This window comes from Streptomyces sp. NPDC029466, from assembly GCF_055574515.1.
Map to the genome: position 1 here is coordinate 1 of NZ_JBVHZH010000120.1, position 1,194 is coordinate 1,194.

Genomic DNA, 1,194 nt, shown 5'->3' on the forward strand with positions numbered 1-1,194 from the left:
TGAGCTGGTGGTGGCCGCAGAGACCAGCGAGAAGCGACTGTTTACTAAAAACACAGGTCCGTGCGAAGCCGTAAGGCGATGTATACGGACTGACGCCTGCCCGGTGCTGGAACGTTAAGGGGACCGGTTAGTCACATTTCGGTGTGGCGAAGCTGAGAACTTAAGCGCCAGTAAACGGCGGTGGTAACTATAACCATCCTAAGGTAGCGAAATTCCTTGTCGGGTAAGTTCCGACCTGCACGAATGGCGTAACGACTTCTCGACTGTCTCAACCATAGGCCCGGTGAAATTGCATTACGAGTAAAGATGCTCGTTTCGCGCAGCAGGACGGAAAGACCCCGGGACCTTTACTATAGCTTGATATTGGTGTTCGGTTCGGCTTGTGTAGGATAGGTGGGAGACTTTGAAGCCGTGACGCCAGTCATGGTGGAGTCATTGTTGAAATACCACTCTGGTCGTGCTGGATGTCTAACCTGGGTCCGTGATCCGGATCAGGGACAGTGTCTGGTGGGTAGTTTAACTGGGGCGGTTGCCTCCTAAAGGGTAACGGAGGCGCCCAAAGGTTCCCTCAGCCTGGTTGGCAATCAGGTGTTGAGTGTAAGTGCACAAGGGAGCTTGACTGTGAGACTGACGGGTCGAGCAGGTACGAAAGTAGGGACTAGTGATCCGGCGGTGGCTTGTGGAAGCGCCGTCGCTCAACGGATAAAAGGTACCCCGGGGATAACAGGCTGATCTTCCCCAAGAGTCCATATCGACGGGATGGTTTGGCACCTCGATGTCGGCTCGTCGCATCCTGGGGCTGGAGTCGGTCCCAAGGGTTGGGCTGTTCGCCCATTAAAGCGGTACGCGAGCTGGGTTTAGAACGTCGTGAGACAGTTCGGTCCCTATCCGCTGTGCGCGTAGGAGTCTTGAGAAGGGCTGTCCCTAGTACGAGAGGACCGGGACGGACGAACCTCTGGTGTGCCAGTTGTCCTGCCAAGGGCATGGCTGGTTGGCTACGTTCGGAAAGGATAACCGCTGAAAGCATCTAAGCGGGAAGCCTGCTTCGAGATGAGGGCTCCCACCAACTTGATTGGTTAAGGCTCCCAGTAGACGACTGGGTTGATAGGCCAGATATGGAAGCCCGGTAACGGGTGGAGTTGACTGGTACTAATAGGCCGAGGGCTTGTCCTCAGTTGCTCGCGTCCACTGTGT

General features: G+C 55.5%; 1 rRNA gene. It reads left to right on the forward strand.

The features are described 5' to 3' along the window. Positions 1 to 1,173: ribosomal RNA gene (locus tag ACZ4XD_RS37380) — 23S ribosomal RNA — on the forward strand; the annotation flags it as partial. Positions 1,174 to 1,194: the final 21 nt, after the last annotated feature.